22 protein-coding genes are annotated in these 19,686 nt (G+C 43.2%); 15 read left to right on the forward strand and 7 right to left on the reverse strand.

The features are described 5' to 3' along the window. The first annotated feature begins 131 nt into the window (after window positions 1-131). The 11 genes from AC6CHI_RS14925 to adhP all read left to right on the forward strand — a co-directional run bounded on the left by AC6CHI_RS14925 (window position 132) and on the right by adhP (window position 8,939). Window positions 132-530 (forward strand): ATP synthase subunit I, encoded by a 399-nt coding sequence (locus AC6CHI_RS14925; RefSeq protein ID WP_458893058.1) that lies wholly within the window; start codon window positions 132-134, stop codon window positions 528-530. Window positions 531-632: 102 nt separating this feature from the next. Next, a complete protein-coding gene (gene atpB / locus AC6CHI_RS14930) occupies window positions 633-1,508 on the forward strand; it encodes a F0F1 ATP synthase subunit A (RefSeq protein WP_100242265.1) in 876 nt (291 codons plus the stop codon). A gap of 84 nt (window positions 1,509-1,592) precedes the next feature. After that, the gene (gene atpE, locus AC6CHI_RS14935) at window positions 1,593-1,838 is read left to right on the forward strand and encodes a F0F1 ATP synthase subunit C (protein ID WP_000424060.1); all 246 of its coding nucleotides are present in this window, start codon (window positions 1,593-1,595) and stop codon (window positions 1,836-1,838) included. A 38-nt stretch (window positions 1,839-1,876) separates the two neighbouring features. Continuing rightward, window positions 1,877-2,347 (forward strand): F0F1 ATP synthase subunit B, encoded by a 471-nt coding sequence (locus AC6CHI_RS14940; RefSeq protein ID WP_458893057.1) that lies wholly within the window; start codon window positions 1,877-1,879, stop codon window positions 2,345-2,347. 12 nt (window positions 2,348-2,359) lie between these two features. Then, window positions 2,360-2,896, forward strand: a complete 537-nt coding sequence (locus AC6CHI_RS14945) for a F0F1 ATP synthase subunit delta (protein WP_498122231.1) — start codon at window positions 2,360-2,362, stop codon at window positions 2,894-2,896. 42 nt (window positions 2,897-2,938) lie between these two features. Then, window positions 2,939-4,483, forward strand: coding sequence for a F0F1 ATP synthase subunit alpha (gene atpA / locus AC6CHI_RS14950; RefSeq protein WP_458893055.1), 1,545 nt, complete (start codon window positions 2,939-2,941; stop codon window positions 4,481-4,483). An 86-nt stretch (window positions 4,484-4,569) separates the two neighbouring features. Then, window positions 4,570-5,439, forward strand: coding sequence for a F0F1 ATP synthase subunit gamma (gene atpG / locus AC6CHI_RS14955; protein WP_458893054.1), 870 nt, complete (start codon window positions 4,570-4,572; stop codon window positions 5,437-5,439). A 29-nt stretch (window positions 5,440-5,468) separates the two neighbouring features. After that, window positions 5,469-6,863, forward strand: coding sequence for a F0F1 ATP synthase subunit beta (atpD, locus tag AC6CHI_RS14960; protein WP_458893053.1), 1,395 nt, complete (start codon window positions 5,469-5,471; stop codon window positions 6,861-6,863). A 17-nt stretch (window positions 6,864-6,880) separates the two neighbouring features. Next, window positions 6,881-7,300 (forward strand): F0F1 ATP synthase subunit epsilon, encoded by a 420-nt coding sequence (locus tag AC6CHI_RS14965; RefSeq protein WP_498122233.1) that lies wholly within the window; start codon window positions 6,881-6,883, stop codon window positions 7,298-7,300. Between the two features lie 84 nt (window positions 7,301-7,384). Beyond that, window positions 7,385-7,684, forward strand: a complete 300-nt coding sequence (locus tag AC6CHI_RS14970) for a hypothetical protein (protein ID WP_498122235.1) — start codon at window positions 7,385-7,387, stop codon at window positions 7,682-7,684. 223 nt (window positions 7,685-7,907) lie between these two features. Next, on the forward strand, window positions 7,908-8,939 hold the full coding sequence (adhP, locus tag AC6CHI_RS14975; RefSeq protein ID WP_498122237.1) for an alcohol dehydrogenase AdhP: 1,032 nt from the start codon (window positions 7,908-7,910) through the stop codon (window positions 8,937-8,939). Window positions 8,940-9,008: 69 nt separating this feature from the next. On the opposite strand, the gene AC6CHI_RS14980 is transcribed toward adhP, so the two are convergent. The 4 genes from AC6CHI_RS14980 to AC6CHI_RS14995 form a co-directional block, all read right to left on the reverse strand. Further along, complete coding sequence (locus AC6CHI_RS14980; protein ID WP_498122255.1) at window positions 9,009-9,578, reverse strand: PM1805 family lipoprotein; 570 nt, start codon at window positions 9,576-9,578, stop codon at window positions 9,009-9,011. Between the two features lie 153 nt (window positions 9,579-9,731). Further along, window positions 9,732-10,127, reverse strand: a complete 396-nt coding sequence (locus AC6CHI_RS14985; RefSeq protein ID WP_458893049.1) for an RcnB family protein — start codon at window positions 10,125-10,127, stop codon at window positions 9,732-9,734. A 174-nt stretch (window positions 10,128-10,301) separates the two neighbouring features. After that, complete coding sequence (locus AC6CHI_RS14990) at window positions 10,302-10,847, reverse strand: glutathione peroxidase (protein WP_498122239.1); 546 nt, start codon at window positions 10,845-10,847, stop codon at window positions 10,302-10,304. 108 nt (window positions 10,848-10,955) lie between these two features. Then, window positions 10,956-11,705, reverse strand: coding sequence for an AraC family transcriptional regulator (locus AC6CHI_RS14995; protein WP_498122241.1), 750 nt, complete (start codon window positions 11,703-11,705; stop codon window positions 10,956-10,958). A 146-nt stretch (window positions 11,706-11,851) separates the two neighbouring features. Between AC6CHI_RS14995 and AC6CHI_RS15000 the strand changes: the two genes are divergently transcribed. Continuing rightward, window positions 11,852-12,781, forward strand: a complete 930-nt coding sequence (locus AC6CHI_RS15000; RefSeq protein ID WP_498122243.1) for a DMT family transporter — start codon at window positions 11,852-11,854, stop codon at window positions 12,779-12,781. A gap of 386 nt (window positions 12,782-13,167) precedes the next feature. Here AC6CHI_RS15000 and tsaC read toward each other — a convergent pair whose 3' ends face one another. Genes tsaC through AC6CHI_RS15015 form a run of 3 tightly spaced genes read right to left on the reverse strand, consistent with a single transcriptional unit; the run spans window position 13,168 to window position 16,089 of the window. After that, complete coding sequence (tsaC, locus tag AC6CHI_RS15005; RefSeq protein WP_458893045.1) at window positions 13,168-13,737, reverse strand: L-threonylcarbamoyladenylate synthase type 1 TsaC; 570 nt, start codon at window positions 13,735-13,737, stop codon at window positions 13,168-13,170. 38 nt (window positions 13,738-13,775) lie between these two features. Continuing rightward, entirely contained in the window at window positions 13,776-14,921 is a 1,146-nt protein-coding gene (gene dprA / locus AC6CHI_RS15010) for a DNA-processing protein DprA (RefSeq protein ID WP_498122244.1), read from the reverse strand. Window positions 14,922-14,934: 13 nt separating this feature from the next. Beyond that, window positions 14,935-16,089 carry a LysM peptidoglycan-binding domain-containing protein gene (locus AC6CHI_RS15015; protein ID WP_498122246.1) on the reverse strand — a complete coding sequence of 385 codons (1,155 nt, stop codon included), beginning with the start codon at window positions 16,087-16,089 and terminating at the stop codon, window positions 14,935-14,937. 119 nt (window positions 16,090-16,208) lie between these two features. Between AC6CHI_RS15015 and def the strand changes: the two genes are divergently transcribed. The 3 genes from def to AC6CHI_RS15030 all read left to right on the forward strand — a co-directional run bounded on the left by def (window position 16,209) and on the right by AC6CHI_RS15030 (window position 19,351). Further along, window positions 16,209-16,742 (forward strand): peptide deformylase, encoded by a 534-nt coding sequence (def, locus tag AC6CHI_RS15020; RefSeq protein ID WP_458893042.1) that lies wholly within the window; start codon window positions 16,209-16,211, stop codon window positions 16,740-16,742. A gap of 94 nt (window positions 16,743-16,836) precedes the next feature. Then, on the forward strand, window positions 16,837-17,265 hold the full coding sequence (locus tag AC6CHI_RS15025; protein ID WP_498122247.1) for a DUF2946 domain-containing protein: 429 nt from the start codon (window positions 16,837-16,839) through the stop codon (window positions 17,263-17,265). Window positions 17,266-17,332: 67 nt separating this feature from the next. After that, on the forward strand, window positions 17,333-19,351 hold the full coding sequence (locus AC6CHI_RS15030; RefSeq protein ID WP_498122249.1) for a TonB-dependent copper receptor: 2,019 nt from the start codon (window positions 17,333-17,335) through the stop codon (window positions 19,349-19,351). The last annotated feature ends 335 nt before the right edge of the window (window positions 19,352-19,686 follow it).

A 19,686-nucleotide genomic window follows, 5' to 3' on the forward strand; every position in this document is an offset into this window, starting at 1 on the left:
GTTGTATGGAAAAAAACTCGACTTAGGTCGGGAAATGATTGCATGTTCAGGGGTGTAACTCTATAATGCCTGCGATTAAAAACGATCATCAGCTAAACTTGTCAAGCATTTATGCTGTGAGTGGATAAATAATGAGCCGAACTAGTCGCTTGATTGACCGACGATTAGCGAAAGCATTAGTCATCTTACAAGCATGTATGATTCCTGTGTCAGCCTTGCTGGCGTGGGCTGTGAAAGATGCAACAGCTGCTTTAAGTGCCGCACTTGGTGCAGGCGTATGTTGGCTTGCGAGTTGTTATTTTTCGTGGCAGTCGTTTCGAGCTGCAGGAGCAAGAGCATCCAAACAGGTACTATCAAATATGTACCGGGGGATGATGGGCAAGTTTGCGATTGTGATCGTCGGATTTATTTTAATTTTAAGCAATGTCCAGCCGTTATCTCCGGCGGCGTTGTTTTGTGGTTTTATACTCGTTCAGACCATGTCGTGGGTCGCTCCTTTTTGGGTGTCACGTCTACAAAAACGAGTTTAAGCGCAGCTAAATTGAAAAGTTTTTTTGGAGATAAGCGAGATATCGCGAAGCATGTGATATTCGCTTACTCTATTTGTATTTGACATTGACCAGGTGTGATTTATGGCTGCTGAAGAACATGCCCTTACTTCGACCGAGTATATCAAGCATCACTTGACCAATATGACCTATGGCAAAATGCCAGACGGTACGTGGAAATTGGCTGAGAACGGTGCTGAAGCTCAACAGATGGGGTTCACTGCTATTCACTTGGATTCAATGGGTTGGTCAATTGGCCTTGGTGTCATTTTCTGCTTGTTGTTCTGGATTGTAGCGAAAGCTGCAAACTCTGGTGTTCCTACCAAGTTCCAGTCTGCAATTGAAATGATCATTGAGTTTGTTGACTCAAGTGTTCGTGACACTTTCCATGGCAAATCACGCTTAATTGCTCCGCTAGCTTTAACCATCTTCGTGTGGATTTTCCTCATGAACTTGATGGATTTGATTCCTGTTGACTGGATTCCTTATGTAGCTCAGCACGTTGGCGCAAGCGTATTTGGTATGGATCCACACCACGTTTACTTCAAGATCGTTCCATCTACAGATCCTAACATTACCCTTGGTATGTCTTTATCTGTATTTGTGCTCATCTTGTTCTACAGCATCCGTGAAAAAGGTGTTGGCGGTTTCGTTGGTGAATTGGCACTTAACCCATTTAACCCAAGTAATCCAGTTGCAAAAGCGTTGCTTATTCCTGTGAACTTAATTCTGGAATTAGTAACTTTCCTTGCACGACCAATTTCATTGGCTCTACGACTATTCGGTAACATGTATGCAGGTGAGTTAATCTTCATCTTAATCGCGTTACTACCGTTCTGGATCCAGTGGGCGTTGTCTGTGCCTTGGGCGATCTTCCACATTCTTGTTATTACGTTACAAGCGTTCATTTTCATGATGCTGACTATCGTATACTTGAGCATGGCAAGCGAAAAACATTAATGGTATTGCCTAACTATCAACGGATGGTTGGGCTTAAAATTTTTTACTTTAATTTGGTATAAACCTAACCTCTGAGGAATTATCATGGAACTCACTTTAGGTCTAGTTGCAATTGCATCTGCTATCTTGATCGCTTTCGGTGCTTTAGGTACTGCGATTGGTTTTGGTCTTTTAGGCGGTCGCTTCCTTGAAGCTGTTGCTCGTCAACCAGAATTGGCTCCACAACTTCAAACTCGTATGTTCTTAATCGCGGGTCTTCTTGATGCTGTGCCTATGATCGGTGTTGGTATTGGCTTGTTCTTCATCTTCGCTAATCCATTTGTAGGTTAATCAGCTTAATTCCTAAATTAAACTATTGAGGAATAGCAATGAATATCAACCTCACATTGATTGGCCAAGCAATTGCATTTGCGATCTTTGTCGCATTCTGCATGAAGTTTGTATGGCCACCACTAATCAATGCGATTAGTGAGCGTCAGCGTAAAATCGCTGATGGCTTAAATGCTGCTGAAAAAGCTAAAGCTGACCTTGCTGATGCGCAAGCACAAGTTAAGGCAGAATTAGACGCAGCTAAAGCACAAGCGGCTCTATTGATCGAACAAGCGAACCGTCGTGCAGCACAATTGGTAGAAGAAGCTCGTACTCAAGCTGCTGCTGAAGGTGAGCGTATTCGTCAACAAGCGAAAGAAGCTGTTGATACAGAAATCAATTCTGCTCGCGAAGAATTACGTCAACAAGTTGCTGCCTTGGCAGTTACTGGTGCGGAGAAAATCCTTAACCAGCAAGTTGATGCAGAAGCTCACAATGCCATGCTTACTCAGCTGGCTGCTAAACTTTAAGCGAGGCGGAATATGGCTGAACTCTTGACGTTGGCTCGCCCATACGCAAAAGCAGCATTTGCTTACGCATCTGAGCAACATGCAACTGACAACTGGTCAAATGCATTACAAGTGCTTAGTGCTGCGGTACAAGACGAAGCATTTTCAGCTTATTTAAATCGCCCTGAGCTTACTCCTGCTGAGCAGGTCAGTATTTTCGCAAAGGTATTAGGCGAAGACCAAACCGCAGCAGTGTCAAACTTTTTGACATTGCTTGCTGAAAACGATCGTTTGGTTCTTCTTCCTGAAATCGCTGCAGAATACGAACAGCTCAAATCACAGAATAACAATACTGTGGATGTTGTGATTGAATCAGCATTCCCTATGACTTCTGTTCAAGAACAATTACTTGCCCATGCATTAGAGAAAAAATTCGAAGCAGCAGTAAATGTAACTGTAGAAGTTAACCCTGCGCTCATTGCAGGTGTTGTTATTCGTGCAGGCGACCAAGTGATAGATGATTCTGCGCTTAACAAGCTTGAAAAAATGCGGACTCGTCTTCTTGCTTAACCGCAAAAAGACTGAACTATTAAAAGATTGAGGTATAGCGCAATGCAACAACTGAATCCATCCGAGATCAGTGCGCTCATTAAACAGCGTATCGGCGATCTGGACACCAGCGCGACCGCTAAAAACGAAGGTACCATTGTTATGGTATCCGACGGTATTGTGCGCATTCACGGCCTTGCTGATGCAATGTACGGTGAAATGATCGAATTCGACGGCGGCTTATTTGGTATGGCACTGAACCTAGAACAGGATTCAGTGGGTGCCGTTGTTTTAGGTAACTACTTAAGCCTTCAAGAAGGTCAAAAAGCTCGTTGCACAGGTCGTGTATTAGAAGTTCCGGTTGGTCCTGAACTTCTTGGCCGTGTCGTAGACGCTTTGGGTAACCCGATTGATGGTAAAGGCCCTATTGATGCAAAACTTACTGATGCTGTTGAAAAAGTAGCACCAGGTGTAATTTGGCGTCAATCAGTAGACCAACCTGTACAAACTGGTTATAAATCAGTTGATACAATGATTCCTGTTGGTCGTGGTCAACGTGAGTTGATCATTGGTGACCGCCAAACTGGTAAAACAGCTATGGCGATCGATGCGATCATCGCTCAGAAAAATTCTGGCATTAAATGTGTATACGTAGCTATTGGTCAAAAACAATCGACTATCGCTAACGTAGTACGCAAGCTAGAAGAAACTGGCGCTATGGCGTATACAACTGTTGTTGCTGCTGCTGCTGCTGATCCAGCTGCTATGCAGTACTTAGCTCCGTACTCGGGCTGTACAATGGGTGAATACTTCCGTGATCGCGGTGAAGATGCACTTATCATTTATGATGATTTGTCTAAGCAAGCTGTTGCTTACCGTCAAATCTCATTATTGTTACGTCGTCCACCAGGTCGTGAAGCGTATCCAGGTGACGTATTCTATCTACACTCACGTTTATTAGAACGTGCTTCACGTGTATCTGCTGACTACGTTGAGCAATTCACTAAAGGTGAAGTTAAAGGCCAAACTGGTTCATTAACTGCATTACCGATTATTGAAACTCAAGCGGGTGACGTATCTGCATTCGTACCAACGAACGTAATTTCGATTACTGACGGTCAGATCTTCTTAGAAACTTCATTATTCAATGCTGGTATCCGTCCTGCTGTAAACGCAGGTATTTCGGTATCGCGTGTTGGTGGTGCTGCTCAAACTAAGATCATCAAGAAATTGTCAGGTGGTATTCGTACCGCTCTTGCACAATACCGTGAATTGGCTGCGTTTGCTCAGTTCGCTTCTGACCTTGACGAAGCAACTCGTAAACAACTTGAGCACGGTCAACGTGTAACTGAGTTAATGAAGCAAAAACAATATGCTCCTTACTCAATTGCTGACCAAGCTGTTTCAGTTTATGCATCTAACGAAGGTTACATGACTGACGTTGAAGTGAAGAAAATCGTAGACTTTGATACTGCGTTAATTGCTTACTTCCGTTCTGAACATGCTGCGTTAATGCAAAATATCGATGCTACTGGTGATTTCAACAAAGACATCGAAGCTGAAATTAAAGCAGGTATTGAGAAATTCAAAGCGACTCAAACTTACTAATTGAGCATTAGCTGGTTAGTTTAAAGTTTGGTTCACGGATCAACCTTCGAAAGCTCGGAAGGGCTTTCGAATACTAGGTTAAGCGTATGGCAAATTTAAAAGAAATTCGCGCCAAAGTAGCTAGTATCAAGTCGACGCAGAAAATTACGCGTGCGATGCAGATGGTAGCTGCTTCTAAAATGCGTCGTGCGCAAGAGCGCATGGCTGCAGGCCGTCCGTATGCCGAAAATATGCACCGTGTAATTGCTCACTTGGTTCAAGCGAATCCTGAATATAAACACCGTTATATGGTTGAACGCCCTGTAAAGCGCGTTGGCTATATCGTGATTTCTTCAGATCGTGGTCTTGCTGGCGGTTTGAACATTAACTTGTTCAAAAAAGTTGCTAAGCATGTACAGGAACAGCAAGAGCAGTCAATTGAAGTTCAATTTGCTTTAATTGGTCAAAAAGCGGTTTCGTTTTTTAAAAACTACGGCGGTAAAGTGCTTGGAGCAACGACTCAGATCGGTGATGCACCGACTCTTGAACAGTTGACAGGTTCTGTACAAGTTATGCTTGACGCATTTGACAAGGGCGAACTTGATCGCATCTATTTAGTGTCAAATGGTTTCGTTAATGCAATGACGCAGAAGCCTCAAGTTGAACAACTGGTTCCACTTGCTCCAGCAGAAGACAGCGACAGCCTTAACCGTCAATACGGTTGGGACTATATCTATGAACCAGAAGCAGAAGAATTGCTGAACGGTTTATTGGTTCGCTATATCGAGTCTATGGTTTATCAAGGCGTGATTGAAAACATCGCGTGTGAACAGTCTGCGCGTATGGTTGCAATGAAAGCTGCAACAGATAACGCAGGTGACTTGATCAAAAGCCTACAACTCATTTACAACAAGCTGCGTCAAGCCGCGATTACTCAGGAAATTTCCGAGATCGTTGGCGGTGCCGCTGCCGTTTAACATTATTAGTTTGAATTGAGGAGACAGCAATGAGTAGCGGTCGTATCATTCAGATCATCGGCGCGGTAATCGACGTCGAGTTTGAACGTAACAGCGTTCCTAAGATCTATGACGCTCTCCATGTTGATGGCACTGAAACTACTTTAGAAGTTCAGCAACAACTTGGTGACGGTGTTGTACGTACAATTGCGATGGGATCTACTGAAGGTCTTAAGCGTGGTTTGAACGTAACCAACACAAATGCACCAATTTCTGTTCCAGTAGGTACGGCTACTCTTGGTCGTATCATGGACGTTCTTGGTCGCCCTATCGATGAAGCTGGTCCAGTAGCAACTGATACTACTTGGGCAATTCACCGTGCAGCGCCTTCCTATGCTGAACAAGCTGGTTCTACTGACCTTCTTGAAACTGGTATTAAAGTCATTGACTTACTATGCCCGTTCGCGAAAGGTGGTAAAGTTGGTCTGTTCGGTGGTGCGGGTGTTGGTAAAACCGTTAACATGATGGAGTTGATCAACAACATCGCTAAAGCGCACTCAGGTTTATCTGTATTCGCTGGTGTTGGTGAGCGTACTCGTGAAGGTAACGACTTCTACCACGAGATGAAAGATTCTAACGTTCTTGACAAAGTAGCCATGGTTTACGGTCAGATGAACGAGCCACCAGGTAACCGTTTACGCGTAGCGTTAACTGGCTTAACAATGGCTGAATATTTCCGTGACGAAAAAGACGAAAACGGTAAAGGCCGTGACGTATTATTGTTCGTTGACAACATCTACCGTTATACACTAGCAGGTACTGAAGTATCAGCACTTCTAGGTCGTATGCCATCTGCAGTAGGTTACCAACCAACACTTGCAGAAGAGATGGGTGTTCTTCAAGAACGTATTACATCGACTAAGTCTGGTTCGATTACGTCTATCCAAGCGGTATACGTACCTGCCGATGACTTAACAGATCCATCGCCTGCGACAACGTTTGCTCACTTAGATGCAACTGTTGTATTAAGCCGTGACATCGCTTCTCAAGGTATTTACCCTGCGATCGACCCACTTGACTCTACTTCACGTCAGTTAGACCCATTAGTAGTTGGTCAAGAGCACTACGGTATTGCTCGTTCAGTTCAAAACGTTCTTCAACGTTATAAAGAATTGAAAGACATTATCGCGATCTTGGGTATGGACGAATTGTCTGAAGAAGATAAGTTGATTGTTTACCGTGCGCGTAAAATCCAACGTTTCTTCTCTCAACCGTTCCACGTAGCTGAAGTATTTACTGGTGCTCCTGGTAAATATGTACCTCTTAAAGAAACGATTCGTGGCTTTAAAGGTATCTTGGCTGGTGAATACGACCACCTTCCAGAACAAGCGTTCTATATGGTTGGCGGTATTGACGAAGCGATTGCTAAAGCTGAGAAACTCTAATTTAAGGAGATCATCTCATGTCGACTATGCAATGTGATGTGGTAAGTGTTAATGAGTCAATTTACTCTGGCACGATCAGCATGCTAATCGCTAAAGGTGCAGGTGGTGAATTAGGTATTATGCCTGGTCATGCGCCACTTGTAACTTTACTCCAACCTGGCGCAATTCGCGTGATTTTGGAGAACGGTACAGAAGAGATTGTCTATGTATCTGGTGGTGTGTTAGAAGTTCAACCGCACGTTGTTACGGTTCTTGCAGATACTGCAATCCGTGCTGACAACTTAGATGAAGCTGCAATTTTAGAAGCGCGTAAACACGCTGAACAATTGTTAGCAAATCAAAAGAGCGATTTGGACTCGGCTGCTGCGTTAGCTGCTTTGGCAGAAACTGCGGCTCAGCTCGAAACTATCCGCAAAATCAAAAACCGCGCAATGTAATTGACGGTTTGAGATTGAAAAAGCCACCGAAAGGTGGCTTTTTTTATGCTATAAAATCGTATTGCTTAAAACCGAGTCTATCTCATGCAACTCATAGCACATGCGCCACACTTTTGGGAACTTTATCAGGATGATCAGCAACTCTATCTCGCCATTGCTGTTGATATGAGTTCGGTGGTGTCATGTTGGGAACTGGTACTGACGCAGCAACAAATTCAGAATTATTGGCAACACGGCTGTGACAGTATTCATCATCTTGCTAAAACCATTATTGATGCCGTTTATCGCGGTGATTTTAGTTATTTAGAACAGCATCAAGCTTCAGAAGCAGTTAAAGCAGCCATGCAAAATGCTTTTTTACATTGGCGTGCAGAAAACCACTAGCGTGATTTGTTTTCGCCATCCGGTCTTTTCCTTTGAGCGTTAGTTTTTGAACAGCATGTTGCGCTATGTACATGGTTGGTTTGGCGCGGATCCGTGAATGATCGGCCCTAAATCGATTAAAAAATATACCAAATTCCAACCTTTCATTCCCGCCATTTATGTTACTCATGAATAAGATTGCTTGATAAGCATTTTACTCAACTCGAGTCTATGGAGAGTGAAAATGGCAAACACAATGAAAGCTGCAGTCGTGACTGCATTTAATCAGCCCTTACAAATTCAGCAAGTTGAAATTCCAAAAATTAGCGCTGGCAAAGTGCTGGTGAAAATGATTGCTACCGGCGTCTGTCATACCGATTTACATGCCATGCATGGTGATTGGCCGATCAAACCCAATCTGCCATTTATTCCAGGTCATGAAGGTGTTGGTGAAGTGGTGGAAATTGGTGACGGCATTGAGCATTTACAGGTTGGCGATCTGGTTGGTATTCCTTGGCTTTACTCCGCCTGCGGTCACTGTGACCATTGCTATGCAGGCTGGGAAACCCTATGCAAACAGCAGCAAAACTCGGGCTATTCCGTCAATGGGAGCTTTGCCGAATATTGTCTGGCGGATGGCGATTATGTCGGTGTGATTCCTGCAGGGGTCGACCTGTTAGAAATCGCCCCGATTTTATGTGCCGGCGTGACGGTCTATAAAGGACTGAAAATGACCGAGGCCAAAACTGGGGATTGGGTTGCCATTTCCGGTATTGGTGGTCTAGGGCACGTTGCGGTGCAATACGCGAAAACCATGGGCTTTAATGTAGTGGCGATTGATGTTGATGATAGCAAACTGGACTTGGCAAAACAGCTGGGTGCAGATGTGGGGATCAACGCATTGAAGATGAATGTCAAAGATGAGGTGCTGAAGGCGACAGGGGAAGGCTGTCATGGAGTCTTGGTCACGGCCGTTTCTACAAAAGCCTTTGAACAAGCGGTATCTATTTTACGTCGTGGCGGCACCATGGTACTGAACGGATTGCCGCCAGGAAAGTTTGATCTGTCTATTTTTGATATGGTATTAGAAGGGATTACTGTCCGAGGTTCGATAGTCGGTACCCGTTTAGATCTTAAAGAAGCCTTAGATATTGCGGCGCGAGGCAAAGTCAAAGCGCATATTCATGTCGAAGCTTTAGAAAATATTAACGATATTTTCGAACGCATGGAGCAGGGCAAGATTGATGGGCGAATTGTGATTGATTTTAAACTTTGACGCTATGTAAAGGATCAATCCTATTTCATTTTAGCGATTGATCCATTCTTGCGGACTCGATGCTGAACTTTAATTTTCTGTTGATTCGGGTTTTAACAGGAGCATTTTAGCCAGTGTCAGCATTTCGGATTGTACCAGTGAAAGTTGCTGTTCAATTTTTTTCAGCTCTGCCGCGGTCATGTCGAGTTGACCATTTAAATAGGGTAGCTCTAAGATTTGTTGGTTGCTTGAGCGAATTTTTTCACGAATGGATTCGATTTCCTGACTTTTTAAATTCAAGCTGTCCAAAGCACGATTAAAGTCCGTCAGTTGCTGACGTAATGCATTGACAGCAGTTTGCACGGATTCAGGATCTTGCGCTTGTAAGGCGTGTTTTAAATCTGCTTGGGTCTGTTTAAGTTGTTGTACATAATCGCCTGCCTTCAATTGCAGATCTGCGACATCACTCACCACATAGAGCATATTGCCACTTTTTAATTCCGAACTTCCCTCATCTGTTTGTATCGTGATTTTTTCTTGGGCATTTGAGGTATCAGGAGATGCGTGATTCTCATCAGAGGCTTGATCGCAGCCGATCAAACTTATTCCTGCCGCAAAAATGGCAAAAGGAAGTAAGGCGCCTTGCAGAAGTTTTTTCATCATCTTGCTGAATCTCAATCTAGGGGTATATCGCTGGAAAGCAATTATAGGACGGGTACTTCACTTTCTAAAGTCAGGCTGCAAAGCAACAACAAAAAGGTACAGTGCATAAAAAAAGAGTGCCTATCGCACTCTTTTTTGCAAGGCAGAGGATTACATGCCTGGAATGATTTTAATGATGTTGTGGTTTAACACGTTCGTTAACACATAGTCACCATTGACCTTAATCCACTGTTCATTTTTGCCAGGTTTGTAGAGCTTTTTGTATTTGGTGTGATCGACTTGATAGCTTTTGCCACGATATTGTGTTGGAACTGGATTACCCGGTTTCCACGCAGCTGATGGGCGAGCTGATTTGTTATAGCTCGCTTTGTTGTTTGCATCATGATGACTTGAGGCATCATGATGCATGTCTTTATGATTTGCATCATTGTGATTTTGAGTCGCATGCTGTTTATGCTCTTGCGAATTTTGCGGTGCTGCAAAAGCAGGAGCAGCCAGCAATGCAGTTGATAATGACAAAACAACAGCTTGTACTAAACGATTCATAATCTACCTGTATGTTATTTATCTTGTTCTGATCATGTTATTAAAACAGTAAGTCGCTGAGTGAGTTTGAATTTAGTGTTGTAATAATATTAAAATTATGGAGAAATTAAGTAAAACAACGCACACAATGATCAGAAAGTGATCGTCTCACTTTCTGATCATTGTGTTGAAATTTTATTTCTGCAATTCGGCCTGAATCGCTTCTAGAATACGTGGATCATCGGCAGTGATGTCTGGTGCAAAACGTGCTACCACCTGTCCTTGTTTATTCACCAAAAATTTTTCGAAATTCCATAAGACTTCTGGTGGCTCATTTGGCGTTAAGCCATAGTCGACGAGATCCTTCCACCAAGGTCCTTCACCAATACGCTCAGGAATCGCTTGCGTTAAGGTTTGGTATAACGGGTGTTTGTCTTCACCTGCAACCGAAATTTTTGAAAATAGCGGGAAATCGATTTTGTAGTTGACTGAGCAAAACTCTTGAATTTCACTATCACTGCCGGGTTCTTGTGCCAAGAAATTATTGGCAGGGAAGCCGAGAATTTCTAAACCTTGATCTTTTTGTTGCTGATAAAGTTTTTCTAAACCTTCGTATTGCGGGGTTAAACCACATTTTGATGCAACATTCACAATCAGCAGTACTTTGCCTTGGTATTGATTCAAGGTAATGTCTTGGCCTTGAATGGTTTTCACCGGAATATCATAAACAGACTGACTCATCTCTAGATCCATTGATTTTTTATTGGGTTTCCATGTTGTAACGAGAATTGCGATGAACTGCAAGTTGAATCCTACAACTGAACGGAAAAAAGATTAGATGGCCGGCGGTTATGCGTCACGTAGTTGTGCAGGAGTTTGTCCTGTATAGCGTTTAAAAAACTCAATAAAGCTAGAACTGTGTTGATAGCCCAAATCATACGCCAGTTTTTTGACCGAAGAACCAGCATGCAATTGTTCAATTGCATAGAGAATTTTTGCTCGATTGCGCCATTCCGCTAAACTCAGTTGCAATTCTTGCTGGCTTAAACGGAGCAGATGTCGTTCCGTTAAGGAGCTGGTATTCAGGATTTGTGGCAGGCTCTGTATAAAGCGATTTGGATCAGCCAATTGCTGCAAGATCGGCTTTAATACAACATGTTGGGTTTGCGGAAGATAATGTTCATAGGCCGGGGCGGCACAGAGTTGGTCGAGCAACACTTGCAATAAATGTTCATATTCTGCCGTAGTCGTTGCGTTTTGCTGCCGCAGGATTTCCTTAATTAAATGTCGCAGAAAAGGACTAATTTCGACGGTTCTGGTATCTACAGAAAATAAGGTGCAAAGCTGAGGATGTAGGTGAATACAAATATAGTGCGTGGTTTTCACCTCACGGGCGATACAGGCATGTGGGGTGTGTGGGGGAATCCAGAGTCCATAGTTTGGGGGCGATAGGTAGTGCGTGCTTTCAATTTCATAATCTAAAATGCCATTTAAGCTGAAATTGAAATCTCCCCAGATACAAGTATGCGCTGCAATTTCATCATTCTGTTCATAGAAATATTCATGCACTTCAATGAGTGCTGATAAGGGTAAAGTCATCGTCTTAAACCTGTGGGTAAAGGGCATTTTAGATGAATCCAGATAAAACATGGCATAACCACGGTATTGATGTCTGAAAAACCGTATTTTTATTATTTCAGACTTTGGCGAAAATAATAGACTCAAGATGTGATGAGTGACACAACATGCAGCAACGGCAAGCAGTTAAATTCGCAATCCTATTACCGCTTGTTGCGGTCTTTATTTGGGCTCTGAATATTGCAGTCACACGATATGTTGCCGATTATATTTCGCCAGTTAGTATCAGCTTTTACCGGTGGTTGGTGGCATTTATCGTGCTTACTCCATTTATGTTGCCGAAAGTCTGGCAACAGCGAGAACTGGTACGCCTACATTGGCGGCAATTGGCTGTGCTCAGTGCATTTGGGATGCTGCTTTATCAAGGATTGGCATACAGTGCTGCCCATTATACGACAGCAACCAATATGGGCATTGTGAATGCCTTTATCCCGATTTTCACGATTTTGGTTTCCATGCTGATTTTAAAAGAACGTCCCAATCTTTTCGCGATCATGGGTGGTCTCATTTCCTTTTTAGGATTGCTGTATGTAATTGCACAAGGCAATTTGCAGAATTTATTGCATTTGGGCGGGCATTGGGGGGATGCCTTGATGGTGGTGGCGGTGTTCTTTTATGCGTTTTATGGGGTCTTTTTAAAAAAATGGCAGCTGAAAATCCCGTTAATGATTAGCCTATATGTGCAAATTGGATTTTCTTTAATTTATCATCTGCCTTTTGTACTTTGGCTGGGATTGGATGCTTTAGATCGGCAGAATAGTGCCAGTGTTATTTATGCCGGCTTATTTGCCTCATTAATTGCCCCATGGCTGTGGATGCTTGCCGTACAAAAACTGGGGCCGAATCGTACCAGTATTTTTATGAACCTGATGCCAATTTTTACTGCCGTTTTGGCGTATTTCTGGTTAGGTGAAATCTGGACCATGCAGCATAGTATAGGCGGGATTATTATTATTACTGGAATTGGTATGGCGCAAATGAAAACCGCTGCGGAAAAAAATGCGGTGCTTAAAGCTGCCAAACTGATTAATAAATAGGCAAACAAATAAAATTTAGGAAATTTTTTCTTGGAGTAAACTACCAGTTATAAGGGCTATTTATGCGACTGTCAAATGATTATTTATTTAAAAATATTTTAAAAATAGGAGGATAGTTTGACTTTTTGAAAAAATTTCACATTTTAATCATGGATTTAAGCCAAAGCGTGCGTTAGATAATCTATTTGTATTTTCGATTTAAATGTTAGATAATGTTCACATCACGAATGAATGGTTAAGTATTTCTTAACAATGCGTTTAGCCAATTGTTCTGCGAGATTCTTGAACCCTCTGGATGTGATTAATACACATCCTTTTTATGCTCAATCAACCTATTTGATTGAGCTTTTTTTTTGTCTAAAATTTCATGTTGTTGCATATAAAACTTATGCGCGGATAACCTGTCCGGTTTCGGCATCTAAAATACGGCTAGGCTCTTGGCTTAAGCCTAAATCACCATTTAAATAGTTCAGCTGGCTGTTAAAGTATTTACTTGCTTGTTGCAATGAGCGAGCAGGTTCCAGCCCAGCAGGATTGGCACTGGTCGAGACAATAAAACCATTAAATGCACTGCATAAGGCCACACACAATGGATGGGTCGTGACACGGATCGCAACTTTAGGATGATTGCCCTTAATCCAAACGGGAATATCTGCACTGGCAGGCAGTAACCAGGTTGTGGCGCGTTCAGTCGGATTGGCATTGCTCCAAGACGCGATCACTTGCTCTCGCATCTCTGTGCTTAATCCCGTCAGCAGATGTTCAACTTGGGAAATATGGCCAGCCAGTAGAATCACCCCTTTTTCAATTGGGCGTTGCTTGAGTCTTAAGATTTCATTAAATGCACTTTCATTATAGGGATCGCATCCCAAGCCCCACACGGCCTCTGTCGGATATGCCAAGACCTGTCCGTTTTTTAACATGGCGGCTGCTTCAGCAACAGAGGTGGTAATCATGATGGTGTCCTAATTTGAGCAAAGGCTTATTCTGAACCTTATTGAATAGGACGACAACGCAAATATACCCCAGATTGTTGCACACATAATCCTAAAAGCTCTAACTCCATCAACTGTGCAGTCAAAGTTGCTGCATCTTGCTGGAGTTGTAGCGCCAAATGATCTAAGGCAAGACCGCTCCAGTTTAATTGTGCATAGAGACTGCTGAGATGTTCTGGTACTTGGGCTTCGGTCACGGGCGTTGTTATATGTGATACGGCAGGTATCTGTTGCTGAGCCTGCCATTGAGTTGGCAAAGCCACATCTTCAAGGATCTGTTCTGGATGATCGACCAAAATCGCGCCCTCCCGAATCAGTTGATGGCAGCCCTGATGCGATTCGCTATAGATATGTCCGGGGATAGCAAAAATTAATTTGCCCTGTTCAGCAGCGAGCTTGGCGGTAATCAGTGAGCCACTTTTTAAACTGGCTTCCGCCACCAAGATGCCTAGACTTAAGGCACTAACAATTCGATTGCGCCGAGGGAAATGGTGCTGGAGTGGGGGTGTGTGCGGTAAAAATTCCGTGATCACTGCCCCTGATTGTTGCAAGACCTGTTGTCTCAGCGTTTGATGCTGTGCCGGATAGGTCTGATCCAGCCCCGTGGCCATAACTGCAATTGTGCGTTGATGCGGCAGAGCGCCTTGGTGGGCTGCTTCATCAATGCCTTGGGCTAAGCCACTGGTCACGACAAAGCCTTTTTCACTGAGATAGTAGGCAAAATCATAAGCAATTTGTCGGCCATGCGGACTGGGTTTGCGACTACCAACAATCGCGATTTGAGCTTGTCGTAATAATGATCGCTGACCTTGTCCAAACAGAATAGGGGGCTTATCGCTATATGGGAGTAATTGCTGCGGATATTCAGGATCATGATAACTCAGGATAAAATCACTGCTGTGCTGAATATCTTGTAAAATACGTTGGAACTTAGATTGTTCGGCAGGGCTATAAAATTGCTGTGCCCGTTGAAGATGATTTTTATGTAAACCCAGATTGGACCATTGCGGTAAATTTTCTGCTTGTACCGCTTGGTGAATGCTACCAAAGTGCTGTTCAAGTTTATAAAAACTACTGAGGGAATGCTGAACCAAATACCACAAGGTAATGGTGTCCATTTGCTCTTGTGATAATGGTTGCAGCATGAGGTACTCCGAATTAATCGTCCATCAATGGTGGTTGAATAGCAGCTCCAACTTTGATTGGCAATGAGCTATCGAGCACATAGCCAAAACTAAAATGATCAAAGGTTTTGAACACCATCAGGTTACCAATACGTTGCCCTGGTAATTGCACCATTTCTTTGGTTTTTGGATCGCGAACCTGTTCACCTTTTTGGTTAATGCTAAATACATGCCCGACTTGAACGCCTTCAAAATTTCCACGATCAATGGTCACGACACTGTGCTTGGCAGCAGTACCAATTGAACCCATGACACGCACAATCTGCCCACCTGCGGTGACATCTTCAGCCATGGTCGGGTAGAACAAGGTCGGGAGCATTGGATCATAGACTGGAAGTACTCGGTCACCACGACGCACCTCGGCATTAAAGCTGTCCGTTAACTCAATGGTGGTGATGTCATTTTCACTTGCCACCGCAACGCCAGTTGCAACCTGATTGAGTTCAAGGCCAGCAGTATATTTTTTACCCTTTTCATTCATCAGGGTGTACGGTTCGCCTTCACGATAGACCGCATATTGCTGCCCGACTTCTAAGCCGTTACCGCGAGCATAAATAGTTTGCCCTTTGCCTGCCAAAACACGTTGATCGGCAGTACCCAGAACATAAGGTGTATCGTTAATCGACTCTGGCGCCACAATCGTTGAATGCTCGAGCCATTGTTTAATGTTTTCTAATGGAATGACAGGAATCGCATTATTCAGGGATTCAACACGGACTTGCGGTTGTAATTTTGTGCCGCCAGTATAGCGACGGATAATGCCTTCACAGCCATCTCCCTCATCTTTACCAATCAAAGGTTTACCTTGATAGCTACACAGTAAAAGTTTATCTCCGGGGAAAATCCAGTGTGGATTTTTCACGTGACGGTTGCTCGCCCAAATTTCCGGCCAGCGCCAAGGTTTGTCTAAAAATTTTCCAGAAATGTCCCATAGCGTATCGCCTTTTTTCACCACATAGACATGCGGTGCTCCTGCTTTGAGAGCAGGTGGATTGACGTTACGGGCAGGTGCAGCTTCGACCACTGCGATAGAACCAACACTGATTGCCAAGCCGACAGTCAGCGCCAGCAATTGCTGTTTAAACCCCAAGGCACTAAAAGATGGCATGCCCTTCAAAACCTTTTTCATTATCATAATTCCTAAAATTATGTGCGTAATTTGCGTTATAATAACGATATTACACACATTTTTTTGATGAAGCATTCCTTCATTTGGTTTTTTGATCAATGGCATAAGTGAGGACGTTTATGGCCTTATTACCTATTTTAAGTTTCCCCGATCCCCGTCTTCGTACCATTGCACAACCAGTCGAAGAAGTTACTGATGAAATTCGTCAGCTTGCTGCAGATATGTTTGAAACCATGTATGAAGCGCCAGGTATTGGTTTAGCCGCTACGCAAGTCGACCGTCACATTCAGTTGATTGTTATGGATCTTTCTGAACATAAAGATCAGCCCATGGTGTTCATTAACCCCAAAATTACCCCATTGACTGAAGAAACCCAGCCGTATGAAGAAGGCTGTTTATCAGTGCCTCAAATATACGACAAAGTTGAGCGTGCGTCACGCGTAAAAATTGAGGCAATTAATCTTGAAGGTCAATCCTTTGCGTTAGAAGCGGACGGACTTCTCGCTGTTTGTATTCAGCATGAAATGGATCACTTAAACGGCAAATTATTTGTTGATTATTTATCGCCATTGAAGCGCCAGCGTGCACGTGAAAAGGTCGAAAAAGTGACCCGTCAGCGTCAAAAGGAAAAAGTTGCAGTCAAGCGCGGCTAAATAGATTTTCAGTCGCACTCATCCTTAAGAATGAACCCAATTTCGATTGGGTTTTGTTATACTTGCCCGGCACAAATTGCAGGATGATAATTTTTTGCTTTTTCGTAGTGGTTTGCTGCTGGCCTGTGCTGCAGTATTTTTACAGATCGCTGTATTTTTACAGCCTTTGCTGCCGAAGCAATATCAAGTTGCTCCGGTCTGTGAAACCATTACGCGTGCACTTTTACTTCCTTCTGCCATGCAGACTCCTGCACACAGTGCAATGATGCAGCATGGACACCATCATCAAGTCGAACAAACCGATCAGCAACCAATGCATGATCATCACGACGCCCATCACCAATGTCAGTACTGTACCGTTTATGGCAATCTGGTTTTACCGCCAGAACTTCAAGTGAAGCCAGTGCTTGATCGGATACAGATTCGTCTGATTGCGTTGCAACGGGCCTATCGTCATGTTTGGTTTGTTCTTCAACAACTCTTCCTGATTCCGCAGGGACGGGCACCGCCTCTTTTTGCATAAATCCGCTTTATTACGCTTGGGTCGTTGGACTTAAGCACAGTGTTATTTATGTATTTGAGAGATAGATATGGCTCAGCCAAAATTCTTGTTACAGCCTTTATCGGCTGCGATTTGTGTTGCATGTTATTCAGGGACCGTTCTTGCGGAAGAAATGGTCGTACAGCAAAACCTTGCCCCAATTGTGGTGACGGCCCAGCAAGGTAATGATGCGAATGGTTTAATTGTACATGCGGATCCGAAACAACCGACACAACCAATTCCCGCAGTAGATGGAGCTGCTTATTTGCAAAGCATTGTCGGTTTTAATCAAATTAAAAATGGCGGTGCCAATGGGGATGTGATTTTCCGTGGTATGTTCGGTTCGCGCATTAAAATATTAACCGATGGCACGGAAAACTTGGGTGCATGTCCTGGAAGGATGGATAATCCAGCATCTTATATCTCACCGGAAAGCTACGACAAAATTACCGTGGTGAAAGGACCGCAAACGGTGCAATATGCGCATACTGGTTCTGCTGCGACCGTCATATTTGAACGTGAACCTGAACAACTCACTTCCGATAAGCCATATCGTGGTCAAGCCAGTGTCATGGCAGGCTCTTATGGACGTTTAGATCATAATATTGAAACTGCCGTGGGGGATGAAAACAAATATGCACGTTTAAATGCCAACCGTTCAGTTGCCGATAGTTATCAGGATGGAGCTGGCAATACGGTGCCTTCGGACTGGGAAAAATGGAATGCGGATTTGGCATTCGGTTGGACACCCAATAAAGATACGTGGGTGGAACTGAAGGGCGGCAAAAGCGATGGTGAAGCGGTTTATGCTGGACGCAGCATGGATGGTTTGAAATTTGCGCGTGAAAGTCTAGGACTACATCTTGAAAAGAAAAACCTCAGTGATGTGATCAAGAAAGTTGAAGCTCAAGTGGACTATAGCTATAACGATCATGTCATGGATAATTTTAGTCTGCGTGAGTTTACTCCTGCAGGAGGCATGTCTATGCCTATGGCTTCTAATGTTGCGCGCCGTACATTAAATTCACGTGCTGCAATGACAACAGACTGGGATCGAATCAATTTAGTTTCTGGACTGGATGTTCAAAATAATAAACACAGTGCACGTAAAGGGATGATGAATAGCTATAAGGATAAGCCGCGAGTGACTGATATGGATTTTCAATCCTATGGAGCTTTTGGTGAATTAAGCTATCAATTGAGTGATCAGAATAAGTTGGTCACGGGTGCGCGTGTTGATCAGGCGAAAATTGATAACTTCACCACAAAGACTCAACGCAAAGAAACCTTGCCGAGTGGTTTTGTTCGTTTGGAAAGCCAATGGGCGGATCACATTAAAACTTATGCAGGTTTGGGTTATGTAGAGCGTGTGCCAGATTATTGGGAATTGTTTAGTACTAAATACCATCAAAGTACAGGTACGACCTTTGCCAATTTAGAGAATGAAAAAACGGCACAGTTGGATATTGGTTATCAATATGAGCACGGTGCATTTAAATCATGGGCTTCGGCTTATGCGGGTCAAATTCAAGATTATATTTTGGTGGCATACACACCTACTGGCATGATGGGTAAACTTGAAGCCAAAAGCCGTAATGTAGATGCGACCATTGCAGGTGCAGAAGCTGGTGTAGGATACCAGTTGACGGATCAAATTCAGGCAGATTTAAGTGCGATGTATGCTTGGGGAGAAAATACTACCGATCATACTGCATTACCGCAAATTGCACCCTTGGAAGGACGCTTTAACCTACGTTACGTACAAGATAAATATAACCTCGGTTTACTCTGGCGTGTGGTCGCAGCACAAGATCGCACTAGTTACCGTGAAGGCAATATCATTGGATACGATGTCGCAGATAGTAAAGGCTTTGGCACATTGTCTTTAAATGGCACCTATAATTTACAAAAAGGGATCGATCTTTCTGTGGGGATTGATAATGTCTTTGATAAGAACTATGCCGAACATTTGAATAAATTGGGGAGTTCAGGCTTTGGTTATGCTGCAACAGAACAATTCAACAATATAGGACGTAACTACTGGGCACGCATCAGTATGAAGTTCTAGAGATCATCTTAGCTGTGACACAGCCATTCTTGTAAAAGGATGGCTGTTTTTTTGTTTTGGTATAAGACAATGATGAAAAATGAGGTGTAAATTTGAATTGTGATCACATAAACAGCATAAGTTGATGGAATAAAAGTCAAGTTGACTAAAATAGCGGCTAATAATAAGGGTGATCTACAAATATATTTATTAAAAACAATACTTTAAATTTAAATACATGGTGAAGAGGGGAATAAATTGAAAAAATTTAAAAATAATTAATATTAAAAAACAATGGCTTGTGAATTATGCGGTTTGAAAAATAAACATCAGTCAAATTATTTATAAAAACATGC

Source organism: Acinetobacter sp. GQ146 (assembly GCF_059758585.1).

Excerpts from the sequence above, each read along its gene's own strand:
- AC6CHI_RS14925 (WP_458893058.1), top strand. The coding sequence starts at position 132 with ATGAGCCGAACTAGTCGCTTGATTGACCGACGATTAGCGAAAGCATTA.
- atpB (WP_100242265.1), top strand. The coding sequence starts at position 633 with ATGGCTGCTGAAGAACATGCCCTTACTTCGACCGAGTATATCAAGCAT.
- atpE (WP_000424060.1), top strand. The coding sequence starts at position 1,593 with ATGGAACTCACTTTAGGTCTAGTTGCAATTGCATCTGCTATCTTGATC.
- AC6CHI_RS14940 (WP_458893057.1), top strand. The coding sequence starts at position 1,877 with ATGAATATCAACCTCACATTGATTGGCCAAGCAATTGCATTTGCGATC.
- AC6CHI_RS14945 (WP_498122231.1), top strand. The coding sequence starts at position 2,360 with ATGGCTGAACTCTTGACGTTGGCTCGCCCATACGCAAAAGCAGCATTT.
- atpA (WP_458893055.1), top strand. The coding sequence starts at position 2,939 with ATGCAACAACTGAATCCATCCGAGATCAGTGCGCTCATTAAACAGCGT.
- atpG (WP_458893054.1), top strand. The coding sequence starts at position 4,570 with ATGGCAAATTTAAAAGAAATTCGCGCCAAAGTAGCTAGTATCAAGTCG.
- atpD (WP_458893053.1), top strand. The coding sequence starts at position 5,469 with ATGAGTAGCGGTCGTATCATTCAGATCATCGGCGCGGTAATCGACGTC.
- AC6CHI_RS14965 (WP_498122233.1), top strand. The coding sequence starts at position 6,881 with ATGTCGACTATGCAATGTGATGTGGTAAGTGTTAATGAGTCAATTTAC.
- AC6CHI_RS14970 (WP_498122235.1), top strand. The coding sequence starts at position 7,385 with ATGCAACTCATAGCACATGCGCCACACTTTTGGGAACTTTATCAGGAT.
- adhP (WP_498122237.1), top strand. The coding sequence starts at position 7,908 with ATGGCAAACACAATGAAAGCTGCAGTCGTGACTGCATTTAATCAGCCC.
- AC6CHI_RS14980 (WP_498122255.1), bottom strand. The coding sequence starts at position 9,578 with ATGAAAAAACTTCTGCAAGGCGCCTTACTTCCTTTTGCCATTTTTGCG.
- AC6CHI_RS14985 (WP_458893049.1), bottom strand. The coding sequence starts at position 10,127 with ATGAATCGTTTAGTACAAGCTGTTGTTTTGTCATTATCAACTGCATTG.
- AC6CHI_RS14990 (WP_498122239.1), bottom strand. The coding sequence starts at position 10,847 with ATGAGTCAGTCTGTTTATGATATTCCGGTGAAAACCATTCAAGGCCAA.
- AC6CHI_RS14995 (WP_498122241.1), bottom strand. The coding sequence starts at position 11,705 with ATGACTTTACCCTTATCAGCACTCATTGAAGTGCATGAATATTTCTAT.
- AC6CHI_RS15000 (WP_498122243.1), top strand. The coding sequence starts at position 11,852 with ATGCAGCAACGGCAAGCAGTTAAATTCGCAATCCTATTACCGCTTGTT.
- tsaC (WP_458893045.1), bottom strand. The coding sequence starts at position 13,737 with ATGATTACCACCTCTGTTGCTGAAGCAGCCGCCATGTTAAAAAACGGA.
- dprA (WP_498122244.1), bottom strand. The coding sequence starts at position 14,921 with ATGCTGCAACCATTATCACAAGAGCAAATGGACACCATTACCTTGTGG.
- AC6CHI_RS15015 (WP_498122246.1), bottom strand. The coding sequence starts at position 16,089 with ATGAAAAAGGTTTTGAAGGGCATGCCATCTTTTAGTGCCTTGGGGTTT.
- def (WP_458893042.1), top strand. The coding sequence starts at position 16,209 with ATGGCCTTATTACCTATTTTAAGTTTCCCCGATCCCCGTCTTCGTACC.
- AC6CHI_RS15030 (WP_498122249.1), top strand. The coding sequence starts at position 17,333 with ATGGCTCAGCCAAAATTCTTGTTACAGCCTTTATCGGCTGCGATTTGT.